The sequence below is a fragment of the Amycolatopsis sp. FDAARGOS 1241 genome (genome assembly GCF_016889705.1).
GTDB lineage: Bacteria > Actinomycetota > Actinomycetes > Mycobacteriales > Pseudonocardiaceae > Amycolatopsis.
On record NZ_CP069526.1, the window covers coordinates 7,929,493 to 7,946,557 of the forward strand.

The 17,065-nt window shown below is 73.0% G+C and carries 13 protein-coding genes and 2 pseudogenes; 6 read left to right on the forward strand and 9 right to left on the reverse strand.

Going from position 1 to position 17,065, the window contains the following annotated elements; all coding sequences use genetic code 11:
- Positions 1 to 24: 24 nt before the first annotated feature.
- Together I6J71_RS38450 and I6J71_RS38455 are read right to left on the reverse strand one after the other, a co-directional pair.
- The gene (locus I6J71_RS38450; protein ID WP_204091344.1) at positions 25 to 3,456 is read right to left on the reverse strand and encodes an ATP-dependent DNA helicase; all 3,432 of its coding nucleotides are present in this window, start codon (positions 3,454 to 3,456) and stop codon (positions 25 to 27) included.
- Positions 3,453 to 6,626 carry an ATP-dependent DNA helicase gene (locus I6J71_RS38455; RefSeq protein ID WP_204097446.1) on the reverse strand — a complete coding sequence of 1,058 codons (3,174 nt, stop codon included), beginning with the start codon at positions 6,624 to 6,626 and terminating at the stop codon, positions 3,453 to 3,455. The genes I6J71_RS38450 and I6J71_RS38455 overlap by 4 nt, the downstream gene beginning before the upstream one ends.
- A gap of 138 nt (positions 6,627 to 6,764) precedes the next feature.
- Here I6J71_RS38455 and I6J71_RS38460 point away from each other — a divergent pair, with 138 nt between their 5' ends.
- The 4 genes and pseudogenes from I6J71_RS38460 to I6J71_RS50045 all read left to right on the forward strand — a co-directional run bounded on the left by I6J71_RS38460 (position 6,765) and on the right by I6J71_RS50045 (position 7,928).
- Entirely contained in the window at positions 6,765 to 7,106 is a 342-nt protein-coding gene (locus I6J71_RS38460; RefSeq protein WP_204091345.1) for an MGMT family protein, read from the forward strand.
- A gap of 75 nt (positions 7,107 to 7,181) precedes the next feature.
- A pseudogene (locus tag I6J71_RS50035) lies at positions 7,182 to 7,454 on the forward strand (siderophore-interacting protein); the annotation flags it as partial.
- A gap of 8 nt (positions 7,455 to 7,462) precedes the next feature.
- Positions 7,463 to 7,573 (forward strand): annotated as a pseudogene (locus I6J71_RS50040) (hypothetical protein); the annotation flags it as partial.
- Positions 7,574 to 7,628: 55 nt separating this feature from the next.
- The gene (locus I6J71_RS50045; protein ID WP_255570917.1) at positions 7,629 to 7,928 is read left to right on the forward strand and encodes an SIP domain-containing protein; all 300 of its coding nucleotides are present in this window, start codon (positions 7,629 to 7,631) and stop codon (positions 7,926 to 7,928) included.
- Here I6J71_RS50045 and I6J71_RS38470 read toward each other — a convergent pair.
- The gene (locus I6J71_RS38470) at positions 7,925 to 8,755 is read right to left on the reverse strand and encodes a uroporphyrinogen-III synthase (protein ID WP_204091346.1); all 831 of its coding nucleotides are present in this window, start codon (positions 8,753 to 8,755) and stop codon (positions 7,925 to 7,927) included. The genes I6J71_RS50045 and I6J71_RS38470 overlap by 4 nt on opposite strands.
- Positions 8,748 to 9,725: a YafY family protein gene (locus I6J71_RS38475; protein ID WP_204091347.1), complete on the reverse strand. Its 978-nt coding sequence runs from the start codon at positions 9,723 to 9,725 to the stop codon at positions 8,748 to 8,750. Before I6J71_RS38475 ends, I6J71_RS38470 begins: the two co-directional genes overlap by 8 nt.
- Positions 9,726 to 9,787: 62 nt before the next feature.
- Between I6J71_RS38475 and I6J71_RS38480 the strand changes: the two genes are divergently transcribed.
- Positions 9,788 to 10,186, forward strand: a complete 399-nt coding sequence (locus I6J71_RS38480) for a DUF3224 domain-containing protein (protein ID WP_204091348.1) — start codon at positions 9,788 to 9,790, stop codon at positions 10,184 to 10,186.
- Positions 10,187 to 10,196: 10 nt separating this feature from the next.
- Positions 10,197 to 11,315 (forward strand): DNA glycosylase AlkZ-like family protein, encoded by a 1,119-nt coding sequence (locus I6J71_RS38485; RefSeq protein WP_204091349.1) that lies wholly within the window; start codon positions 10,197 to 10,199, stop codon positions 11,313 to 11,315.
- Between the two features lie 21 nt (positions 11,316 to 11,336).
- Here I6J71_RS38485 and I6J71_RS38490 read toward each other — a convergent pair whose 3' ends face one another.
- The 5 genes from I6J71_RS38490 to I6J71_RS38510 form a co-directional block, all read right to left on the reverse strand.
- Positions 11,337 to 11,588, reverse strand: coding sequence for a hypothetical protein (locus I6J71_RS38490; protein ID WP_204091350.1), 252 nt, complete (start codon positions 11,586 to 11,588; stop codon positions 11,337 to 11,339).
- Positions 11,589 to 11,781: 193 nt separating this feature from the next.
- Positions 11,782 to 12,885: a uroporphyrinogen-III synthase gene (locus I6J71_RS38495; protein WP_204091351.1), complete on the reverse strand. Its 1,104-nt coding sequence runs from the start codon at positions 12,883 to 12,885 to the stop codon at positions 11,782 to 11,784.
- Positions 12,882 to 13,220 carry a nitrite reductase small subunit NirD gene (gene nirD / locus I6J71_RS38500; RefSeq protein ID WP_204091352.1) on the reverse strand — a complete coding sequence of 113 codons (339 nt, stop codon included), beginning with the start codon at positions 13,218 to 13,220 and terminating at the stop codon, positions 12,882 to 12,884. Before nirD ends, I6J71_RS38495 begins: the two co-directional genes overlap by 4 nt.
- Positions 13,217 to 15,721 (reverse strand): nitrite reductase large subunit NirB, encoded by a 2,505-nt coding sequence (nirB, locus tag I6J71_RS38505; protein ID WP_204091353.1) that lies wholly within the window; start codon positions 15,719 to 15,721, stop codon positions 13,217 to 13,219. The genes nirD and nirB overlap by 4 nt, the downstream gene beginning before the upstream one ends.
- Positions 15,721 to 17,058 carry a NarK/NasA family nitrate transporter gene (locus tag I6J71_RS38510; RefSeq protein ID WP_204091354.1) on the reverse strand — a complete coding sequence of 446 codons (1,338 nt, stop codon included), beginning with the start codon at positions 17,056 to 17,058 and terminating at the stop codon, positions 15,721 to 15,723. Before I6J71_RS38510 ends, nirB begins: the two co-directional genes overlap by 1 nt.
- Between the last annotated feature and the right edge of the window lie 7 nt (positions 17,059 to 17,065).

Here is a 17,065-nt window from a genome sequence, read left to right on the forward strand (position 1 = left end):
CGGTCCGAGACCGGGCTTGACCCGCTATTCGCGGGGGACGTTGCGCAGCAGGTCACGCAGGCCTTCCGCGTCGAGCAGGTCCGCCGGGCTGAGGGTATGACCGTGGCGCACGTAGTGGAACGCCGCGCGCACGCGGTCCACCGGCACGTTCTTCAGCGCCGCCCATGCGAGGCGGTACGCGCCCAGCTGCACGGCCAGGGCGGGCAGCCGTTCGGCCGAAGGCACGGAGCCGGTCTTCCAGTCCACCACCGTCCAGCCGCCGTCGGGATCGGCGTAGACGGCGTCCATGCGGCCGCGCACGGTGATCCCCTCGACGTCGGCCGAGAACGGCACCTCCACGGCCAGCGGCACGCGCTCGGCCCACTCGCTGCGTTCGAACGCCTCCTGCAGTTCCGCGAAATCGGAGTCCGGCGCCTCGCCGAGGTCGGCCGCGCCCGGCAGGTCGTCGATGTCCAGCAGCCCTTCGCCCGAGAACCGCTGCTCGAGCCACGAGTGGAACGCGGTGCCGCGGCGCACGAACGTGCTGGGCGGTAAGGGAAGCGGCCGGCGCAGCTTACGCGCGAGCGCGTCGGCGTCGGCCGCGAGTTCCACGAGCTGGCTCACCGACAGCTGGGCCGGCAGCACCACGCGGTCCACAGTGGCCTGAGCGCGGGCGCGTTCGGCGAGCAGCACGTCGGTGTCGGCGATCCAGCCGTCGGGGTCGTCCGGGTTGACGTCATCAGCACTGCCGGCACTGTCCTCTTCGTACTCTTCGGCCGGGGGCTCGTCCGGCTCCTCGGCGAAATCGTCGTACTCGTCGGGTTCGGGGGGGAGCGGCACGTCGTCGTCCTCGGCGGCGACGCTGAACAGGTCGGGCTGCTCGTCCAGCGGCTGGGGCGGCTGGGGCGTCGGCTGCTGTTTCCCCAGCTCCGCCATCGCCGCGAACACCAGCTCGACCCCCTTCGACACCCCCGTGCGGCGGTCGCCGAGCGGGTCGACGGGCCAGCGGGCCGTGCGGGAGTCGGCGACGAGCGGGTTCTCCTCGTCCTCGGCGGGTCCGTCGGCCCACGCGTCGAGCACGCCGATCGGCGGCTCGGCCTCGCGCAGCACGTCGGCGATCTCGGTGAGGAACACCGACGGGCCCTTGGCGCGCGTGCTGCTTTCGTTCCACCAGTGACCGGACACGATCAGCGCGCGTTCCGATCTGGTGAGCGCGACGTAACACAGCCGCCGCTCCTCGTCGGCTTCCCGCGCGGCGAAGCCCTCTTCGTGCAGTTCGAGCGCTTCCTGCACCTCCTTGCGGTCTAACCCGGCGGCGATCCGCAGCTCCGGCAGGTCCGCCGAGTCACCGCGCAGGATCGCGGGCAGCGAGGTCGACGTGCGCAGCCACGACGAGGACCGGCGCTTGCTCGGGAACACCTCGGCGACCAGGTGCGGTACGGCCACGACCTCCCACTCCAGCCCCTTCGCGGAGTGCACGGTCAGGACCTGCACGCGGTCGGGCACGACCTCGACCTCACCCGGCGTGAGGCCGTCCTCGGCGTGCGCGGCCGTGTTCAGGTAGTCCACAAAGGACAGCAGGGTGGCCGTCGGCGCGGTCTCGGCGTAGTCGGTCACGACCTCCGCGAACGCGTCCAGGTGCGCGCGGCCCGCCGAACCGGGACGCGCCAGTGATTCGACGTCCAGCAGCATGGTGCGCTCGACGTCGGCCACCAGTTCGGGCAGCGACTGGTCGAGCCGGCGGCGCAACGCGGCCAGCTCCGCACCGATGCGCCGGATGCGCCGGTACCCGTCTTCGGAGTACCGCTCGGGCGAACCGGGTTCGTCGACGGCGTCGATCAGGCCGGCCTGCTCGGCGCGTTCGGTGACGAGCACCGGCTCTTCGGTGGATTCACCCTGCGGCACCGGGGACGACAGCTCACCCGCCCGGCGCCACAACGCCGCCAGGTCGGCCGCGGCGAGCCGCCACCGCGCGCCCGTGAGCAGGCGCGCGGCCGCGCTGCCGGCGAGCGGGTCGGCCAGCACCCGCAGCGTGCTGACGAGGTCCGCGACCTCCGGCTCGTCGAGCAGCCCGCCCAGGCCGACGACCTCCACGGGCAGCCCGCGCAGCCGCAGTTCCGCCGCGATCGGCGCCATATCCGCGCGGCGGCGCACGAGCACGGCGGCCGTCGGCGGTTTGCCGGACTCGTCCTTCTCGGCGTGCCAGCGGCGGGCCACGGCGTCGGCCGCCCACTCGCGTTCGGCCCGGACGTCGGGCAGCAGTGCCACGGCGATGTCCGCCGGCGCGGCGCCGTCACGTGCCCGCAGCGGTTGCACGCCGAGCCCACGTGCCCGCAGTGGTTCGGCGATCGCGTTGGCCAGTGCCAGGATCTCCGGCGGGTTGCGGAAGCTGGTGAGCAGGCCGAATTCGTGCGCGGGGGCCGGCTGCCCGTCGCCGCGGCGCGGGAAGTCCGTGGTGAAGCGCGGCAGGTTCGCCGCGGACGCGCCGCGCCAGCCGTAGATCGCCTGCGCCGGGTCGCCCACGGCCGTCACCGGCATCGGCGCGTGGTCCCCCATCCCGAACAGCGACCGCAGCAGCACGCGTTGCGCGTGGCCGGTGTCCTGGTACTCGTCGAGCAGCACGGCGCCGTAGCGCTCGCGCTCGCCCGCGACGACGGCGGGATACCCGTCGGCCAATTGCGCGGCCAGCGACATCTGGTCGGCGAAGTCCAGTGCACCCTCGGCGCGCTTGCGCCGGTGGTACGCCTCGACGAGCGGCAGCAGCGCGAGCCGGAACCGTTGCGCCGCCATGACTTCCTGCAGCTTCACCGGCAAGGACGCCCGCTGCCCCTTCGCGCGCGGCGCGTTCTCGATCACGTCGCACAGCCACTGCGTGTACTCGGCGAGCTTGTCCGTGGACACGAGGTGCTCACCCAGCTCGCCGGCCAGCGCGAGCAACTGTGCCGTGACCGACGACGGCACGCGGTCGGTGTCGAGGTCATCGTCCCAAGTGGACACCACGCGGTGGGCGAGCTGCCACGACGACGTCTCCGACAGCAGCCGCACGCCGGGTTGCACGGGCAGCCGCAGACCGTGTTCGGAAAGCAGGCGCCCGGCGTACGCGTGGTAAGTCAGCACGGTCGGCTCGCCGGCCACGACGACCGCGCGCAGGCCGCCCGTCGGATCGATCTTGTCGAGCAGCCCCGAACCGGCCAGCCGCCGCAGCCGGGCGCGCACGCGCTCGCCGAGCTGGCGCGCGGCCTTGCGCGTGAACGTGAGGCCCAGCACGCGTTCCGGGCTCACGATCCCGTTGGCGACGAGCCACACCACCCGCGCGGCCATCGTCTCCGTTTTGCCCGCGCCGGCGCCCGCGACGACCAGCGACGGCTCGACGGGCGACGAGATCACGGTGGCCTGTTCGGGCGTCGGGCGGTGCAGCCCCAGTGCGTCGGCGATCTCCGCGGGCTCCACGGGGTTCGCGAGGAGGAACGAGCTCACGGCCCGGTCACCTGCCGGCCCTCGGGCCGCAGGGGGCAGCAGCCCCGCGCGGGACAGCGGTCGCAGTCCGGGTTCTCCTGGGCTTCGTAGCCGGGCCCGGCCGCGGCGGCCGCGGCCGACCGCACCAGGTCCAGCCACTGCCGTCCGCCGTCTTCGTCGAGCGGCGGCTGGTCGCGCTGGGTCGCGCCGGTCTTCGCGTTGGACTTCGCGACGTACACCAGCCGCGCGCCGCCGGGCGCGTTCTTGCCCTCGATGGCACCTAGCAGCACGGCGAGCTGGTACGCGGCGAGCTGGGGGTGCTGCTCCGCGTCGGCGCCGGACACGGGCACCTTGCCGGTCTTGATGTCGACGATCACCGGCCGGCCGTCCTTGTCGAGCTCGACGCGGTCGACGCGGCCGCGCAGCATGACCCGCACCTCGTCGTCGCCCATCGGCAGCTCGACCTCGATGTCCTGCTCGACCCCAGACTCGATCAGCTCCTTGCGGCTGCCTTCCAGCCACCGCACGAAGTTCTGCAGCATCGCCTCCACGCGGTTGCGCTCGCGCCGCGAAAACCACGGCGCCCCGGCGTCGACGCGCACCCAGGCTTCGTCGAGCGCGGCCTGGATCTGCTCATCGGTGCGCCCACCGGCGACGGCTTGCGCGAGCCCGTGCACGAGCGTGCCGGTGACGGCGGCGAGCTGCGCCGGATCGCTGCCGCCGTGGCGCTCGACGAGCCAGCGCAGCGGGCACTTCACCAGGACTTCCACTGTGGACGGTGAGATCCGCATCAGATCGCCGGGGCCGTGCACCGGCCGGGCGGTGGACGAGGGCAGCAGCCCGTACCACGTGCTCGGGTGCGCGCCGGGCACGCCGGCGTCGGCCAGCCGCGCGAGCTGCGTGGCCGCGCGTTCGCGCCGTTCGGGGTCCGCCTTGTCGTCGCACACGACTTCGCGCAGCTCACCCACGAGCTCGGCCAGCACCAGCGACCGGCCGGGCGGCTTCATGCGGGAGTCGAGGGCACCGTCGTCGGCGCCGTTCTCCTCCAGGTCGTCGAGGAACCGTGACGGCTGCTCGTCCTCCCCCGCGACGGCCGTGACCAGCAGTGTCCGCCGCGCGCGAGCGGCGGCGACGTAGAAGAGCCGCCGCTCCTCGGCCAGGATCGGGGCGATGGCCGACACCCGGTCGTTATCGTCTACTCCGGACAGCACGTCGACGAGCCGTTCCACCCCCAGCACCGAACCGCGCAGCCGCAGGTCCGGCCACGCGCCCTCCTGCACGCCCGCCACGGCCACGACCGTCCACTCGCGACCCGCGGCCGCGTGGGCGGTCAGCAGCGAAACACCTTCACCCGGGATGGCGGCGGGCGCGAGCGTGTCGCCCGCGATGTTCTGCGACGACAGGTAGTCGGCGAACGCCGCGACGCTCGCGCGCGGCAGCCGGTCGACGTAGCGGCCCGCGGCGTCGAACAACGCCACCACGGCGTCGAGGTCGCGGTCGGCCTGCGCGCCGAGTGAACCGCCGCGGTCGACCAGCCGCAGCAGCCGCTCCTGCAGCCCGCTGGCCTCCCACAGCTCCCACAGCACCTGCTCCACGCCGTCGCCACGCATGACGGCCCGGTTCGTGACGCTCAGCAGCTTGCCGACGCGCCGGACCGGCCCGGCCTCGGCCTCGGCGAGCCCGGCCAGGATGTCGCCGCCGCGCAGGGCTTCCACGAGCAGTTCGTCGCTGGAGCGCTGGCCGCCACCCGCGAGCTCCAGCCGCCGCAGCCCGCGGCGCAACCGGCGCAGCGCCAGCGGATCCGCGCCGCCGAGAGCCGACGACAGCAGCATCTCCGCGAGGTCGACGTCGAGCAGCTCCGGCTCCGCCGCGATCCGCAGCACGGCCAGCAGCGGCCGCACAGCGGAGTGCTTGGCCAGCGGCAGTTCCTGGGTGGCGGAGCCGATCGGCACGCCGGCCGCGCGCAAAGCGCGTTGCAGTACCAGGAAAGTCCGCGCCGGCGAGCGCACGAGCACGGCCATGTCCGACCACGCCACGCCGTCGACGAGGTGCGCGCGCCGCAGCTGGTCGGCGATCCAGCTCGCCTCGGCGGCGGGCGTCGGCATGAGCCGCACGCGCACCTTGCCCCCGCGTTTCCCTTGTGTTGACACGAGTTTCCGGTGCGCCGACGCACCCGGCAGCGTCGCGCCCAGCCGGGTCACGGCCTCGCGCACAGCGGGCGCGAGCCGGTGCGAAGTGGTGAGCACAACCGTGCGGTCGCCGTCGTCGTCCGCGTCGGCGAACAGCCGCGGATCGGCGCCGCGGAAGGAGAACACGGACTGGTCGGGGTCGCCGGCCACCACGAACTCGGCGGCGGTCAGCCCGATCTGGCGGATCAGCTGGACCTGCAACGGGTCGAGGTGGTGGGCGTCGTCGACGAACAGGTGCCGCACCCGGGCGCGCTCGCGTTCGCGCAGCTCGTCGTCGTCCTCGAACGCGAGCAGCGCCGACGTGACGAGCTCAGCAGCGTCGAGCGCGGGCGCGCTGCGGACACCGAGCGCGTTGCCGCCCGCGCCCTGCAGCTGTGTGACCTCCTCGTACTGCGCCCAGAAGTGCCCGGCCGCCACCCACTCCTCGCGGTCCTTGCGGTGGCCGAGCTCCACGAGGTCCTCGGGCCCGAGGCCGCGCTCGGCGGCGCGCATCAGCAGGTCGCGCAGCTCCTCGGCGAACCCGGGCACGTTCAGCGCCGGCCGCAGCTGCTCGGGCCAGTCGGGCGCGCCGACCTCCAGGTCACCCTGCAGCAGGTCGCGCACCACTACGTCCTGCTCGGCCCCGGCCAGCAGGCGCGGCGGCGGCAGCTCCTCGGCGCGCGCTTCGAGCCGCAGCAGCGAAAAGGCGTACGAGTGGACCGTCCGCACCAGGGGCTCACTCACCGTGCGCGGCAGCGGCGAGGCGTGTCCGGGACCGGACGTGAGCCGGCGGGTGATGTCGGCACGGAGCGCGTCGGCCGAGCGGCGGGAAGTGGTGAGCACGAGCACGCTTTCCGGATCGGCGCCCTCGGCGATGCGGCGCGCGGCCGCGGTGGCGAGCAAGGTCGTCTTCCCGGTGCCCGGACCACCGAGCACGCGGAGGAACCCCGCGGGCGCCGAGAGCACCCGGCGCGCGCCCGCGTCCCAGGTGAACGTGGGTGCGGCGACGGCGGGCGGGCGCACCAGCCGCGCCTGTCCCTGTGCCGTCCTCCGCCCGTTCACGTCAATGATGGAAGCACGCCGCCACGGGTGCGCGGCGCACCGGCACGCACTTGGCGCCCGGCGGTCGGAACTGTCGGTGTCATGCGGCACAGTGCTGGGGTGGACGACGAACTTCACGAGCGGATCCGAGCCGTCATCAGCGACGTGCCGGCGGGAACCGTCGCGACGTACGGTGACATCGCGGCGCTCTCCGGTGCGCCCTCTCCGCGCCTGGTCGGGCGCGTGCTCGCCGAGGACGGGCACGACCTGCCGTGGCAGCGGATCCTTCGCGCCGACGGCACGCCGGCCCCGCACCTCGTCCACGAGCAGCTCGAACGCCTGCGGGCGGAGGGGGTGCTCGCCGACGGTCAGCGCGTGAACCTGCGGAAGTACCGGTGGCAGCCGGACGGGCCGCCGGAAGACGATGGTCCCCCCGGGCTCTTTGAGGAACGCGCTCTGTGAGGTTGGCCGCACCTAACGGCATTGCCGACTTCCCGCCGCGGCCGGGTCACCGCGGTCCGGCGCGTCACCCCGCACATGGCCAGGGTCACCTTCGACAGCCCGACGCCGGCCGCGTCCGCAGGGTTCGGCCCCGACGCGTACCTCAAGGTGTTCGTCCCGCTCGCGGGACAGGACGAGCCGCAGCTGCCGCCGCCGTCGAGCGGCGGCGACGTGATGTCCTGGTACCGGACCTACCTCGCGATGCCCGACGAGGTCCGGCCGTCGATGCACACCTACACCGTGCGCGCCCAGCGGCCCGACCGCGACGAGGTCGACGTCGACTTCGTGCTGCACGACAACGTCGGCCCGGCGTCGTCGTGGGCCGCGCGGGCGGCGGCCGGCGACGCGGTCGCGTTCGTCGGCCCGCACCGCCTCTACGAGGTGCCCCCGGCTCGGACTGGCAGCTGCTCGCCGGCGACGAGACGGCCCTGCCGGCGATCGGCGCGATCGTGGAGGCGCTGCCCCAAGTCGGCGCGGGCGTCGGTGTACGTCGAAATCCCGGACCGCGCGCAACGGCAGACGTTCGACACCGCGGGCGCGGTCGAGCTGTACCGGGTCGCAGCCACACGGCGAGGCGCTGCTCGACGCGCTGCGGGTCGCGAACCTGCCGGGCGGGGCGCCGTACGCGGGGTGTCGGGTGAGGCGAACGCGGTGCAGCGCACGCGCCGCCACCTCGTGCGCGACCGCGGTTTCGACAAGGCGGCGATCTGCTTCACGGGCTACTGGAGCCACGGCATGAGCGAGGAAGCCGTGGAGCGCAAGCGCGTGGCAGCGGCGTCCTAACCCAGGGTGGCCACGACCAGCTTGACCAGCGCACCGAGCCGTTGCCGTTCGGGTTGGCAGGTCGGGATGCCCGCGGCCTCGAGGGGTGCCGCGGTCACCGGGCCCACGCAGAACGTCTTGATCGCACCCCGCCGCAGGACGGCGACCACCGCGTCCCGGCGGTCCCCGGCGAGCGTCAGGAAGTTGGCGGCGGCCGGGGCGCTGGTGAAGACCACCGCCTCGACCTCGGCCGACAGGATGTCGTGGACGAGCGAGAACACCGGCAGCGGGTTCGGCGGCGAGAGCCAGCGGTAGGGCTGGACGGTGACGACTTCGGCGCCGGTGAGCCGGCTCGTGAACTCCGGGAGCGGCGCGCCGTGCAGCTGGACGGCGACCCGCTCGCCCTCGACGCCCGCGTCGACCAGGGCCTGGAAGAGCTCCGCGTTGCTCTCGTCGGGTGCGGCGTAGTCCTCGCGCAGGCCCAGGCCCCGCAGTGCCCCGACGGCTTTCGGACCGCGCGCGAAGATCCGCGACGCCCGCAGGGCGGTGAGCAGGTCGTCCTTGAGACCCCAGCCGTCGGCGGCGTCGACCCAGCCGCGGAAGCCAGCGCCGGTCGTGACGGCGGTGAAGCCGACGGGCGCGGCGAGCACGGTTTCGGTGCTGCGCTTGAGCTCCGGGTCTTCGGCGAGCGGCACGATGGTGATCGTGGGCGCGTGGCGCACCTCGGCGCCGTGGCGGAGCAGGGCGCCGATGAGGTCGTCGGCGCGGCGTTCGGCCGTGACACCGATGCGCACCCCGTCCAGCACTCCGTCCAGCACGGCGTCCAGTTCACCGTCCAGTTCAGTCATACGTCGCGCCCATCTCCCTGATCGCCTCCGCGAGCTGCGCCCGCAGGTCCGGCGGCTCGAGCACTTCCACGTGCGGCCCGAACCGCAGCAGCTCGCCGATCGCCGGCTCGCCCGGCTCCACCGGCAGTCCGATCGTGAGCCAGCCTTCGTCGTCGGGCTCCGCGCCGCGGTCGAGTGCCTCGCGCAACGCCCGGGCGCCGACGCTGCCCGCGTAGAACGGTACGAGAGCCTGCGCTCGCGGCGACAGGCGCACCGTCGCGAGCCGCGGGTACATGCGGCGCTCGAACTGCGCCGACCACTCCTGCCAGTAGGCGGGGAGATCGAAGTCGGCCGGTCGCTCGAACGGCTCGCCGAGGTCCGTCAGTTCGCGGATGCGCGAAATCCGGTAGGTGCGATCGGTCCCCTCGCACCGGCCTGCGAGGTACCAGTTGCCCGCCTTGAGGATCAGGCCGAGCGGCTCCAGCACGCGCTCGACCTCCTGCTGTCCCCAGCGTTCGTAGCGGATGCGGATGCGGTGGGCCGACCACACGGCGTCGGCCACGGCGGACAGCACCGGCAGGCTCTCGATGCCGCGGTGCCAGCCGGGCACGTCGAGGTAGAAGCGCTCGGCGACCCGGCCGGCGCGGCTGCGCAGCTCCTTCGGCAACGCCGCGTACAGCTTGAGCTGCGCCGCGGCCAGCACCGTGCCGAGCCCCAGCTCCGCCGCGGCCACCGGCAGCCCGGCGAGCGACAGCGACTGCGCTTCCTCCTCGGTGAGCCCGGTCAGGCGGGTGCGGTAGCCGTCGACCAGCTGGTAACCACCGGTGCGGCCGCGGTCGGCGTACACGGGGACGCCGGAGGCCGAGAGCGCGTCGATGTCGCGGTAAACCGTGCGCACCGAGACCTCCAGCTCCGCGGCCAGCTCTTCGGCCGTCATCCGGCCGCGGTTCTGCAGCAGGAGCAGCACGGTCAGGAGTCGGGAAGCGCGCACGAGTCGAGTATGCCCCGAAAACCTGACACGAGCTGACAGGTATGGGCGGTTGAGTGGGCAGCATGAACGAATTCAGCATGAAGAACTGGGACGAGCACCTCGCGAGCGGCGAGGAGGGCGGGCCGCGCGTGGCCTACGCGCACGCCACGATGGAGTACCACGGCGTCATCGAAGGTGAGTCGATGTGCGATTACCTGCTGTACTACGAGGGTGACGGCTACGATGGCGGCGGCACGACGTCCCCGAGCTTCGAGCGCTTCGACGGCGTGGTCGACGGCCGCCGCGGCACCTTCGTCGTCCGCCACGAAGGCGGGTTCGACCCGAAGGGCATCTGGTCGAAGTTCGAGGTCGTGCCCGGTTCGGCGACCGGCGAACTCGCCGGGCTGGCCGGCGCGGGCACGGTGACGGGGGTGCTCGGCGAGCCGACGGTGTCGTACACGTTCGACTACCGGCTGGGCTGAGGAGGCCGCTGTGCTCGAGGTGTCGCGCAAGCAGGTCATGGCGTATCGGGTCGCGCAGCACGGGCTGCACCGGAGCGCCGCTGATCCGGTGCTGTCGTCGCTGTTCGACCTCGGCCTGCAGGACAGCATGCGCGACACCGCGTTGCTCGCTCTGGCCGCGCGCTCGGCCGCCCCGGTGGACCCGGCGTCCCTTGTGGACGATCCTCGCCTGGTCCTGGTGTGGTCGCACCGGGGTGCGCCGCACTTCCACCGGCGTGCGGACCTGCCGGAACTGGTGGCTTCCCTCGTGCCGCTCGACGATGACGACGCGCTGGCCCGGATGCTGTGGCAGAAGAAGGAAATCGGCGCGACGGGCGTGCCCGCCTCGGAAGTCCTGTTCACCGCGGCTCGCGCGATCCGCAAGGTCGTGACGAAGCCGATGTCGAAGGGCGCCGTGAGCGCCGCCGTGACGCGAGAGCTGCCCGACGCGTATTCACGCTGGTGCCGCGGCTGCAACGCCACGCACATCCAGGAGCAGCTCATGCGTGTCGCCACCCTCCCCGGCGGCGTGCGCCTGGAGGCCGGCCAGTCCCCGGCGACGCTGGCGCCCCTGGAGGATCGCGGCCGCATGCGGACCACGCCGGACGCGGCGGCCGCGTCGCGGGTGGTGCGCGACTACCTGACCGTGAACGGCCCCGCCACCCCAGGCGACGCGGCGGGCTTCGCCGGCACGGCGAAGGCGGTGGTCACCCGTACGTGGCCGGCCGAGCTGACCGAGGTCCGCGTGGCCGGGCGGCGGGCGTTCCTGCCTTCGTCCCAAGTGGACGCACTGGAGAACCCGCCTTCGCCGTCGGTGGTGCGGTTGCTGCCACCGCTGGACCCCTTCACGCAGGCACGGGACAAGGCCGTGCTGGTGCCGGACAAGGCGCGCGCCAAGGAGGTCTGGAAGATCCTGGGCAGCCCGGGCGCCCTCCTCGTGGACGGCGAGCTCATGGGCGTGTGGCGCACTCGCGGCTCGGGCAAGCGGCTGGGGTTCACGCTGACGGCCTTCGACCCGCTCCGCCGCGCCGACCGCGCCGCGGCCGAGGAGGAAGCCGCCCGGGCGGCGGCTGCGCGGGGCTACGGGGATTTCTCGGTGACCTGGGCTTAACTTCGGCGGGGCCGGCGGCGCTCAGGAGTCGTCGAGATCGGCGTGGCGGGCGGTCAGGTCCTCGACGAAGCGGTCCAGCAGCGGGCCGAAGGTGGCGCGGCCCTCCTCCGGCCAACCGGACAGGGCGTCGGTGGACCAGCCGAGCACGGCTTGCAGGTAGCGGTCCGCCGCGGCCGTGATCGACCCGGCGGCGGTGCTGCCACGGCCGATGCTGCCGGGCAACGCGCCCAACCGCAGCCAGCTGACCGAACACGCCATGGCGCGGGACGGCATCCCGCTCGACCCGGCCGGCCGTCAGCGTCTTCGTCACGCTGCGGACGGTCGGGAAACCGTTGCGCGTGGGGGAGATCGCGGCGCGCATCCACCGCCGAAGCGCTGGCCGCGCGCAACGCCGAATTGTCGCGGCGCAGCACCCTGCCCACCCACACCGACCGGCCGGAGCACTCGGCGCTGGACCTGCCCGACTTCACCGATCGACTGCCAAGCGGTAGCCGCGCTTGACCACGGTCTGGATCACGGCCGGGCCCCCGAGCGCCGTGCGCAGGCGGCCGATCGCGGTCTCCACGGCGTGCTCCTCACCGCCGGAGGGCAGCGCGGTGGTGAGCTCCCGCCGGGAGACCACGCGGCCGGGCCTGTGGGCGAGCGCGCGCAGCAACGCCATGGGCGCGGGCGCGATGTCGTGCCACGCCCCGTCCAGGACCACGGCCTGGCCGCGGAGCTCGAGGTCGTGGCCGGCGACCGACAGCCGCGGGGTCCGGGCCAGCAGCGCCTCCGCGACGATGCGGGCGAGCGCGCCGATGCGCGATCGTCGCGGTTGGACCGTCGGGATTCCCAGCGCGGCCAGCGGTCCGGCGGTGATGGGGCCGACGCAGGCGACGACCACGCGTGAAGTCAAGGCTTCGACGAGCGCCGGCAGCCGCCCGGTGCGCCGGGCCATGGCGATCGTCGACGCGGCCGCCGGCGCGGACGTGAACGGCAGGGCGTCGACGGTGCCGTCGAGCACGGCGTCCAGCAGCCGGTCGAGCGGGCCCGGGTCCGCCGGGCCGACCCAGCGGTAGACCGGGATCTCGATCACCGAGGCGCCGGCCGCGCGCAGGGCGTCGGCGAAGTACGGCAAGGGCTCGCCGTGCAGCTGCACGGCGATCGTGCGTCCCTCCACACCGGACTCCAGCAGGTGCTGCAGCACCCCGGCGTTGCTCTCCGACGGTGGCGAGTAGTCCTCCGACAGCCCGGCGGCACGCAACGCACCCGTCGACTTCGGGCCGCGCGCCACGAGCCGGGCGCTCGCCAGCCGGTCCAGCAACGCGTCACCGAGGTCCCAGCCCTCGGCGGCCTCGACCCAGCCGCGGAAGCCGATGCCGGTGGTGGCCACCACGAAGTCCGCTCTGGACTCCAGCAGCCGCCGGGTGGCGGCGTGCAGCTCGGTGTCGTCGGCGAGCGGGACGATCCGGATGGCCGGGCCGTAGCGCACGGACGCTCCCTTGCGCACCAGCAGCGCGCCGAGCTCGTCAGCCCGGCGCGCCGCGGTGATCCCGGCCACGAACCCGGCCAGTGGGAGCACGTCCGTCACGGGGAGCTCACCTCGACGACTCCTTCCCGCACCCGCACCGGGTACACCGGCACCGAAATCCCTTCAGCGTCCAGGCACTGTCCGGTGTGGAGGGCGAACCGGTCCTTGTATATGGGTGACGCGACCACCGCCGCTCCTCCGGTGTCCCCCACGATGCCGCGCGACAGCACCGCCGCGCCGCTGCAGGGGTCCCAGTTGGACAGGGCGAACCAGGAGGATCCCACGCGGAACACCGCCACCTGCGCGCCCTCCACGAGTGCCGCGACACCCGAGTGGTCACCCACCTGCGCCGCCAGGCACACCGCGGTCCAGGTCCGTTCGATCGACGTGGTCATCGCTTCACCTCCGGCACGCCCAGCATCACGGGCACCTTCTGCTCCCGTTCCGGGCGGAACGAGATCGACGGGTCCGGCGTGCCCGGCGCGTTGACGAACGAGCTGAACCGCGCGAGCTTCTCCGGGTCCTCGAGCACGCCGCGCCATTCGTCGGCGTAGTCCGCGACGTGCTTGGCCATCGCCGCGTCGAGGTCCTCGCAGATGCCGAGGCTGTCGTCGACGATCACCGCGCGCAAGTGCTCCAACCCGCCGTCGAGCTCCTCGAGCCACGGCGCGGTGCGCTGCAGCCGGTCGGCGGTGCGCACGTAGAACATGAGGAACCTGTCGATCGTGCGGATCAGGGTCTCCGTGTCCACATCGGACAGGAACAGCTCGGCGTGGCGCGGGGTGGCCCCGCCGTTGCCGCCGAGGTAGAGGTTCCAACCATTTTCGGTCGCGATCACCCCGAAGTCCTTGCCGCGCGCTTCGGCACATTCGCGCGCACAGCCGGACACCCCCGCTTTGATCTTGTGGGGTGAGCGCAGCCCGCGGTAGCGCAGTTCCAGCTCGATCGCGAGACCGACGCTGTCCTGCACGCCGTAGCGGCACCACGTCGAGCCGACGCACGACTTCACCGTGCGCAGCGCCTTGCCGTACGCGTGGCCGGACTCGAACCCCGCGTCAACGAGCCGCCGCCAGATCTCGGGCAACTGGTCCACAGTGGCCCCCAGCAGGTCGATCCGCTGGCCGCCGGTGATCTTCGTGTACAGCCCGAAGTCCTGCGCGACCTGCGCAATCACCATGAGCTTCTCGGGCGTGATCTCGCCGCCGGGGATGCGCGGGACCACGGAGTAGCTGCCGTTGCGCTGCATGTTCGCGAGGAACTTGTCGTTGGTGTCCTGCAGCGTCGCCTGCTCGCCGCCGAGGATGTGGCCGTTGCCGAGCGTCGCCAGGATCGACGCGACGGCCGGCTTGCACACCGCGCACCCGGACCCGGTGCCGTGGCGGCTGACCAGCTCGCTGAACGTGGTGATGCGCGTGGCCCGGATGATCTCGAACAGTTCCGCACGCGACTGCGGGAAGTGCTCGCACAGCGCCTTCGACTGCTCGACGCCACAGGCGTTCAGCAGCTTGCCCAGCATCGGCACGCACGAACCGCACGACGTGCCGGCGCGCGTGCACGCCTTGAGCTTGCCGAGGGAATCGCAGCCGTCCTCGTGGATGGCCCGGGTCAGCACGCCCTTGGACACGCCGTTGCACGAGCAGATCTGCGCGTCGTCGGGCAGCGCGTCGACCCCGACCGCCGCGCCGCCGCCCGCGGGCGCCAGCAGCGCGCCGGGCTCCACGGGCAGCGGACGGCCGACCAGCGCGCGCAACGTGTTGTACTCCGCGGCGTCGCCGACGAGCACGCCGCCGAGCAGCGTGCGGCCGTCGTCGGTGACCACGAGCTTCTTGTACGTCCCGGTCACGGCGTCGTTCACCGCGACCTCGAGCGCGCCTTCCGCGGCACCGTGCGCGTCGCCGAAACTGGCGACGTCGACGCCCATCAGCTTGAGCTTCGTGGCTGTGTCCGGTTCGGGGAACGTCGCCCCGCCACCGGTGAGCTGCGCCGCGACGACCTCCGCCATGGCGTAGCCCGGCGCGACGATGCCGTAGACCCGGCCCTCCACGGCCGCGCACTCGCCGATCGCGAAGACCGCGGGGTCGCTCGTGCGGCAGTTCGCGTCTACCAGCACCCCGCCGCGCTCGCCCACGGCCAGGCCGCTCTGGCGGGCCAGGTCGTCGCGCGGGCGTACGCCGGCGGAGAACACGACGAGGTCCACGTCGAGGTCCGTGCCGTTGCCCAGCTTCGCCAGCAGCCGCGAGCCGTCGGCCTCGATGGCGTCCGTGGAGGTTCCCGTGTGGACGGCCACGTCGAGCCGCGCGATCAGCCGGCGCAGCAGAGCACCACCGCCCTCGTCGACCTGCAACGGCATGAGCCGCGGCGCCATCTCGACGACGTGCGGCGACAAGCCCAGGTCCCGCAACGCCTTCGCGGCTTCCAGGCCGAGCAGGCCACCGCCGATGACCACGGCGGACCGGCGGCCCCGCGCCGGCTTCTCGGCGGCCGCACGGATCGCGTCGAGGTCTTCGATCGTCCGGTACACGAACACGCCCGGCAGGTCCCGCCCGGGTACCGGCGGCACGAACGGCCGCGACCCCGTGGCCAGCACCAGCGCGTCGTAGGCCTGCACGTGCCCGGACTCCGTCGTCACGCGGCGAGCGTCCCGGTCCACCGTCACCACGGCGTCGCCGAGCCGCAGCTCCACGAGCGGGTCGTCCGCGTAGTCCGCGCCGGGCAGCGCCAGCGCGGCCGGGTCCCAAGTGTCCACGTAGGACGTGAGGGCGACCCGGTCGTACGCCGGCCGGTTTTCCTCCGCGAGCACCACGACGCGCCACTCGCCCGCTGAATCGGCCGCGCGCAACGCCTCCACGAGCCGGTGCGCGACCATGCCGTGCCCGGCGACCACCACCGTGCGCATCAGACCTGCCCCCCGGCCAGCGCGACTTGGGCCCGCAGTGCGGGTTTGCGCAGGTACACCGCCCACGTCACGCCCACGCAGACCGCGTAGAACACCAGGAACCCGACGAACGCCGGCACCCCGCTGTGCGCGTCGGCGAACGACTGCCGGAAGGCGAGGTTGATGAAGAGGCCGCCCAATGCCCCGATCGCGCCCGCGAGCCCGATCAGCGCGCCCGACAGGCGGCGGGCCTTGAGCAGCTCCGCGGCTTCGTCGCCACCGGCGTCGATGGCCGCGCGTGCCTTCACCTGGAAGATCGCCGGGATCATCTTGTACGTCGAGCCGTTGCCGACGCCCGTCAGCACGAACAGGACGATGAACGCGACCGTGAACAGCACCAGGGACTTCGCCGATGACGCCAGCACCAGCACCACCGTCGCCAGCGCCATCGCGCCGAACGTCGCGAACGTGACACGGCCGCCACCGAGCCGGTCGGACAGCCAGCCGCCGAGTGGCCGCGCGAGAGAGCCCAGTAGCGGCCCGAGGAAGGTCACCGCCGCGGCCTGCAGCGGTGTACGGCCGAACTGGTTCTGCAGCACCAGCCCGAATGCGAAGCTGTACCCGATGAACGAACCGAACGTCCCGACGTACAGCAGGGACATGACCCAGGTGTGTCCATAATGGACGACGTCGCGCATCGCCTTCGTGTCACCGCGGACGGTGGCCAGGTTGTCCATGAACAGCGCGGCGCACAAGGCGGCGATCACGATCAGCGGGAGGTACACGAACAGCACGACCCGCGGCGCCGTGGCCCCGGCCGTGCCGATGACGAGCAGGCCCACGAGCTGGATCACGGCGACGCCGAGGTTGCCGCCGCCGGCGTTGAGGCCGAGCGCCCAGCCCTTGTACCTCTCGGGGTAGAAGGTGTTGATGTTCGTCATCGACGACGCGAAGTTGCCGCCGCCGACGCCACCTAGCGCCGCCATCAGCACGAACGTGCCCAGCGACGTCCCGGGGTGCAGCACGATCGCCGTCAGCACCGTCGGCACCAGCAGCAGGGCGGCGCTGAAGATCGTCCAGTTGCGCCCGCCGAACTTCGCCACGGCGAAGGTGTAGGGCAGCCGCATGACCGCACCCACGAGGGTCGGGGTGGACACGAGCAGGAACTTGTCGGCGGCCGAGAACCCGTAGGCGGGCCCCATGAACAGCACGACGACCGACCACAGTGTCCAGATCGAGAACCCGATGTGCTCGGCGAACACGGAGAACCACAGGTTGCGCCGGGCGATCCGCTTCCCGGTCGACTCCCAGAAGGTCTCTTCCTCGGGTTCCCAGTGCTCGATCCAGCGGGCCTTCATGGTGTCC